The sequence below is a fragment of the Pseudomonas sp. GW822-FHT02D10 genome (assembly GCF_058802345.1).
In genome coordinates, this window is sequence record NZ_JBXAOB010000015.1 from 135122 (window position 1) to 141427 (window position 6306).

A 6306-nucleotide genomic window follows, 5' to 3' on the forward strand; every position below is an offset into this window, starting at 1 on the left:
TTACCGCTGCGAGCTATTTACTTGCCGTAAATATCGAACGCGAAGTACTTGTCCTGGATTTGCTTGTACTTGCCATTCTCACGAATGGTTGCGATGGCGGCGTTGATCTTGTCCAGCTCGGCCTTGTCGCCTTTACGCACGGCGATACCAATGCCGTCGCCGAAGTATTTCTCGTCGGTGAAGGCCGGGCCGACAAACGCGAAGCCCTTGCCCGAGTCGGTTTTCAGGAAGCCGTCATCCAGCAGGGTAGCGTCTGCCACGGTGCCATCGAGACGACCGGCAGCCACGTCCAGGTAGATTTCGTTCTGCGAGCCGTACGGCTTGATTTCAGCACCCAGCGGTTTCAGGACTTCTTCGGCGAAACGGTTGTGGATCGAACCACGTTGCACGCCGATTTTCTTGCCCTTGAGCTCGGTCAGGTTGTCGCTGACCTGCGTACCGGCCTTCATCACCAGACGTGCCGGGGTGTTGTAGTACTTGTTGGTGAAGTCCACGGACTTCTTGCGATCGTCAGTGATCGACATGGACGACAGGATCGCGTCGATCTTGCGCACTTTGAGTGCCGGGATCAGACCGTCGAACTCTTGCTCGACCCAGACGCACTTGACCTTCATCTCTTCGCACAGGGCGTTGCCGATGTCGTAGTCGAAACCAACGATGCTGCCGTCCGCAGCCTTGGACGCGAACGGAGGGTAAGCCGCCTCGATACCAATTTTCAGAGGCTTTTCATCGGCGAACGTCGGCAGGGACAGCACGGACAGTGCCAGGGCGCCAAGAAGCACGAGTTTCTTCATCTTAGGACTCCATCGGTATAGGGCGAAAACGGCAAAGTGAGCGACAGCCCAATATGCGTATGGGTGGAAATGGAAAGCGGCGCTGCGTCGTAGGATTGTTGCGTTGAGTTCAGCTCTGATTTCAACGCAGGCAACGACGAGCGAGTGATCGGCATTCTAACGACAGGCCCGAAGTCGATATTTCTTCAATGCGACAACAAATTACAGAAGCACCGAGAAACCCGACCAAGCACATTGACAGCCCTGCAAATTCATGCAAGAGCAAAAGACAGTGAACCGATCTATGTTGCAAATAGCGGGCCTATTATTCGTAAACCCTTATAATCCGGCAAGCACAGCGTTGTGCCTTATTTTTCAGGTGCTCTGAACAGGCCCTGAGACGGGGCTTTGCGTTTCCCAATGCCTCGTTATTGGGTGGGCGGTTACACATTTAGTTACTTGAAGGGCGGCAGGTAACAGTGGGAAGCATCCTACAGATGAAGCCGATAAATATTGGTCGGTGACCACAGCGTTGTTGATGTGGCGTCTGATAGATCGCCATCGCGAGCAAGCTCGCTCCCACAGTGGATCTGCGGGGTAACTCGATCAAATGTGGGAGCGAGCTTGCTCGCGATTTGGCCCGACCAAACAGCAGAGACCCCAGACCTGATCACCACAAAAAAGCCCCACCAGGCTCAACACCGGGCGGGGCTTTCGATGACTCAAGAACTGCTATTAAGCGACGTTCATGGTCTTGTGCGTATCGATCAGGTGCTGCACCACACTCGGGTCCGCCAAGGTGGAGATATCCCCCAACCCGTCGTATTCAGCCGTGGCAATCTTGCGCAGGATACGGCGCATGATTTTCCCCGAACGGGTTTTCGGCAGCCCTGGCGCCCACTGGATGACATCCGGCGAGGCAATCGGGCCGATCTCTTTACGCACCCAGTTTTTCAATTCCAGGCGCAGCGCTTCGCTCGGCTCTTCGCCACCGTTGAGGGTAACGTAGACATAAATGCCCTGCCCTTTGATGTCATGCGGTACACCGACCACCGCCGCTTCGGCGACTTTCGGGTGAGCGACCATCGCGCTTTCGATTTCGGCGGTGCCCATGCGGTGACCGGAAACGTTGAGCACATCATCCACGCGACCAGTGATCCACCAGTAGCCGTCGGCATCGCGACGCGCGCCGTCACCGGTGAAGTACATGCCACGGAAGGTCTTGAAGTAGGTATCGACAAAACGATCATGGTCGCCATACAGCGTGCGCGCCTGGCCTGGCCACGAATCGAGAATCACCAGATTACCCTCGGCAACGCCCTCGATGATGTTGCCCAGGTTGTCCACCAATGCTGGCACCACCCCGAAGAACGGCCGCGCCGCAGAACCCGGCTTGAGCGCGTGCGCGCCCGGCAATGGACTCATCAAGGTCGCGCCGGTTTCGGTTTGCCACCAGGTATCGACGATCGGGCAACGGGATTGGCCGACGTTCTTGTAGTACCAGTCCCACGCTTCCGGGTTAATCGGCTCACCGACTGAACCCAACAGACGCAGGCTGCTGCCATCCGCACCTTCAACAGCCGCCGTGCCCGAGGCCATCATGGCGCGGATCGCGGTCGGTGCGGTGTAGAGGATGTTGACCTTGTGCTTGTCGACAACCTTCGCCAGCCGGGTGATGTCCGGGTAATTCGGCACGCCTTCAAACAGTAAGGTGGTCGCGCCGTTGGCCAACGGGCCATAGACGATATAGGTGTGGCCGGTGACCCAGCCGACGTCGGCGGTGCACCAGTAGATTTCGCCTGGACGGTAGTCGAACACGCGCTCGTGGGTCAGCGCGGCGTACAACAGATAGCCGCCAGTGGTGTGCTGCACGCCCTTCGGCTTGCCGGTGGAGCCGGAGGTATAAAGGATGAACAGCGCTTCTTCGGCGCCCATCTCTTTCGGCGCGCACACAGTGCCCGCGACTTTCATCAGGTCTTCGTACCAGATGTCGCGGTGCGGGTTCCACTTGATGTTGCCACCAGTGCGCTTGCACACGATGACCTTCTGAATGCTGCTGGTTTCCGGGTTGGTCAGCGCGTCATCGACGTTGGCCTTGAGCGAGATTTTTTTGCCGGCACGCAGACCTTCGTCAGCCGTGATCACCACTTTCGATTTGCAGTCGATGATCCGACCGGCCAGGGCTTCCGGCGAGAAGCCGCCGAACACCACCGAGTGAATCGCGCCGATCCGGGTACACGCCAACATGGCGACCACGGCTTCGGGGATCATCGGCATATAGATCGTCACCACGTCGCCGCGATGCACATCCTGGCCGCGCAAGGCGTTGGCGAACTTGCAGACTTGTTCGTGCAGCTCGCGGTAGGTGATGTTGCGGCTCTCTGCCGGGTCATCGCCCTCCCAGATGATCGCGATCTGATCGCCGCGTTCGGCGAGATGGCGGTCCAGGCAATTGTAGGAAACGTTCAGGGTGCCGTCGGCGAACCATTTGATGTCGACATGGTGATCGTCGAAGGACGTCTGCTTCACCGTGGTGAAAGGCTTGATCCAGTCGAGGCGCTTGGCTTGCTCGCGCCAGAAGCCATCCGGGTTGACGACCGACTGCTGGTACATGGCCTTGTAGGTCGCCTCGTCAGTCAGCGTGTTGGCCGCAACCTCGGGACGAACGGGATACAGAGAAGCCGCACTCATCTTTCTTACCTCGGTGGAATAGTTGTTTTTGTATGGCCCCGTTGTAGCCTGAGGCGGGCCTATAGAACCATTCGACGATGGTAGTAACAAGCCCCTACAAAACGTCGTAATTACCGACCAAACCGCTCAGACCCGCCGGTTTCAGCGGGCTTCAGCCGTTTTTCGAAAGGCGACTCTGCAGTGTACGAGGTCGTTTTTACGAGATTGTTACAGGATATGCCAATAGTCTTTATCAAAAGCACACCTATATGCGTGCAACCCACACGCCTAAAATCAGCCTCGCCAACCAGGCAGCGTGATTAACCCAGTTGCAGCCCCCACGAAGGCAGTTAATCCAACACTCAGTAATCAAGTTCCACACGCAACCCCAAAAAGGTTGCGTGACCCCACTCGACCTTAAAAAGGTAAAATTGAAATGAAAGCTTTATTGGTTCTGGCCCTCAGCAGTCTGTGCGCAACCGCCATGGCAGACGAGATTCCGACTGATGTCGCCAACAACACCGTACCGGTAGAGGAATACACTTACTCCACTCACCTGGACATCGCCAAAGTCATCTCCATGAGCGAAGTTCCCAGTGTTTGCGAAGTTGTCCCGGCGCGCATGGAATATGAAGACTCGAACGGTCAACGGCATATTCTGCGTTACAGCGTGATGGGTAACGGCTGCTAACGGCTGATCATCAACGCTGAGGTCTTGCTCATTGCCGGACCCGACATCACCGCCCGACCTTCATCGGGCGTCGTTGTGTCTGGAGACACAGAAACCCGAACCAAAACACTACATGTAGTGTAAAAAGCCATTTTTGGTTGTTTTTTGAACAGAAAATCCGATGAACAATTGCCACCCGAAACTGGACACAATCCAGTCCATCAAAACACCCTATCTCTCCTGTAAGTCCCATCCCATCGGGCTTGTGGCGCTTTAACAGCAAACACCGACGCCTACACCGCTCTCACGTCGCCAAAAATCGCCAAAAAAAATCTTGATCGGCCAAAGCCCTGTAAACCCTTGCTCCACCTTGATTACGCGCCCTGCCGAGGGTTCTCTGAGCCACTTCGTCGCACCACAACCGTGAAAAAACACCTATAATGCGCCCGTAAATCGGGCCTGCAACATCCCCTTACAGGAGGATGCAGGACGCTGAGACCACCGCAGGAGCTGACGACGTCATCTCCGCCCTTAGCGACTTCAGGACACCCGTACACATTTCTGTTTTTTGCCTGCGTATTGCTGCAACAAACGATTCCTTTTAGAGACAACGCGGCCACCGAGCCGTGTGAAAAACCGACCATCAGTGTTTTCACACGGGCGACTGGCCCTCACGCAGGAGACGACACGTCATGCTGAGCTGGGACGAATTCGACAAAGAAGACGGCGAAGTTGTCGCCAAAGGCGCCAATGCTGGCCACGCTACTGAAGCCAACATGGACCGCCTCGACACCGCCGGTGGTGCTGCAGCACTGGAAGCCCGTGCCGTAACCGCCACCGACTCGGCTGCGATCATCCGCGCCAAGGCCGCCCTCGACAAACTCGACGTCGCCGAAGGCCTGGCCGAACTCGAAGGCGCTTCCGCCCGCGTTGCGGTCGACGAAAAGCGCATGATCAACTGCCGCGCCGACCTCAACCAACTCGTCCCGTTCAAATACGACTGGGCCTGGCAGAAGTACCTGGACGGCTGCGCAAACCACTGGATGCCGCAAGAAGTCAACATGACCGCCGACATCGCCCTCTGGAAAGACCCGGAAGGCCTGACCGACGACGAACGCCGCATCGTGATGCGCAACCTCGGCTTCTTCTCCACCGCCGACTCCCTGGTTGCCAACAACCTGGTGCTGGCCGTGTACCGCCTGATCACCAACCCGGAATGCCGCCAGTACATCCTGCGCCAGGCGTTCGAAGAGGCGATCCACACCCACGCCTACCAGTACTGCATCGAATCGCTGGCCATGGATGAAGGCGAGATCTTCAACATGTACCACGAGATCCCATCGGTCGCGAAAAAAGCCACCTGGGGCCTGAAGTACACCCGTTCGATCTCCGATCCGAAGTTCGAAACCGGCACCGTCGACACCGACAAAGAACTGCTGCGCAACCTGATCGCCTACTACTGCGTACTGGAAGGCATCTTCTTCTACTGCGGCTTCACCCAGATCCTCTCCATGGGCCGCCGCAACAAAATGACCGGCGTCGCCGAGCAGTTCCAGTACATCCTGCGCGACGAATCCATGCACCTGAACTTCGGCATCGACGTGATCAACCAGATCAAAATCGAAAACCCGCATTTGTGGGATGCTGAAATGAAGGAAGAAGCTTCGCAGATGATTCTGCAAGGGACTCAGCTGGAGATTGAATACGCTCGTGACACCATGCCTCGCGGGGTTTTGGGCATGAACGCGGCGATGATGGAGGATTATCTGAAGTTCATCGCTAACCGTCGTTTGAGCCAGATTGGTCTGAAGGAAGAGTATCCGGGAACGACTAACCCGTTCCCTTGGATGAGCGAGATCATGGACTTGAAGAAAGAGAAGAATTTCTTTGAGACGCGGGTTATTGAGTATCAGACGGGTGGGGCTTTGAGCTGGGATTGATTCCTGGAGCTAGCCGCGATCTGCCGGTCGTGATTTGAATCGGCGGATTGGAAAAATCAAAAAGCCCTGACTTGTTCAGGGCTTTTTAGTTTGGGAGAAGAACGCACGCCCCTCGTAGCAGTTGCCGAAGGTTATGTCCGAGCCGGGGTCGCGTCCGACCGAAGCCCTCGCAAAACCGGGACTGTCATAAATTTTGTGTTCGGGCATAACATGTTGCAGAGGTGCATGTATGCCGACCAAGAAAAAACCGGCC

General features: G+C 56.4%; 4 protein-coding genes. 2 read left to right on the plus strand and 2 right to left on the minus strand.

What is annotated here, in order from left to right; genetic code table 11:
- Nucleotides 1–17 precede the first annotated feature (17 nt).
- Both AC1RPZ_RS21880 and acs read right to left on the minus strand, forming a co-directional pair.
- On the minus strand, nt 18–794 hold the full coding sequence (locus AC1RPZ_RS21880; RefSeq protein ID WP_493139324.1) for an ABC transporter substrate-binding protein: 777 nt from the start codon (nt 792–794) through the stop codon (nt 18–20).
- 714 nt (nt 795–1508) lie between these two features.
- The gene (gene acs / locus AC1RPZ_RS21885; RefSeq protein ID WP_493139325.1) at nt 1509–3464 is read right to left on the minus strand and encodes an acetate--CoA ligase; all 1956 of its coding nucleotides are present in this window, start codon (nt 3462–3464) and stop codon (nt 1509–1511) included.
- Nucleotides 3465–3879: 415 nt separating this feature from the next.
- Here acs and AC1RPZ_RS21890 point away from each other — a divergent pair, with 415 nt between their 5' ends.
- Complete coding sequence (locus tag AC1RPZ_RS21890) at nt 3880–4134, plus strand: DUF2790 domain-containing protein (protein WP_493139327.1); 255 nt, start codon at nt 3880–3882, stop codon at nt 4132–4134.
- Between the two features lie 671 nt (nt 4135–4805).
- Nucleotides 4806–6053, plus strand: coding sequence for a ribonucleotide-diphosphate reductase subunit beta (locus tag AC1RPZ_RS21895; protein ID WP_493139329.1), 1248 nt, complete (start codon nt 4806–4808; stop codon nt 6051–6053).
- Nucleotides 6054–6306 lie beyond the last annotated feature (253 nt).

Excerpts from the sequence above, each read along its gene's own strand:
- AC1RPZ_RS21890 (WP_493139327.1), top strand. The coding sequence starts at position 3,880 with ATGAAAGCTTTATTGGTTCTGGCCCTCAGCAGTCTGTGCGCAACCGCC.
- acs (WP_493139325.1), bottom strand. The coding sequence starts at position 3,464 with ATGAGTGCGGCTTCTCTGTATCCCGTTCGTCCCGAGGTTGCGGCCAAC.
- AC1RPZ_RS21880 (WP_493139324.1), bottom strand. The coding sequence starts at position 794 with ATGAAGAAACTCGTGCTTCTTGGCGCCCTGGCACTGTCCGTGCTGTCC.
- AC1RPZ_RS21895 (WP_493139329.1), top strand. The coding sequence starts at position 4,806 with ATGCTGAGCTGGGACGAATTCGACAAAGAAGACGGCGAAGTTGTCGCC.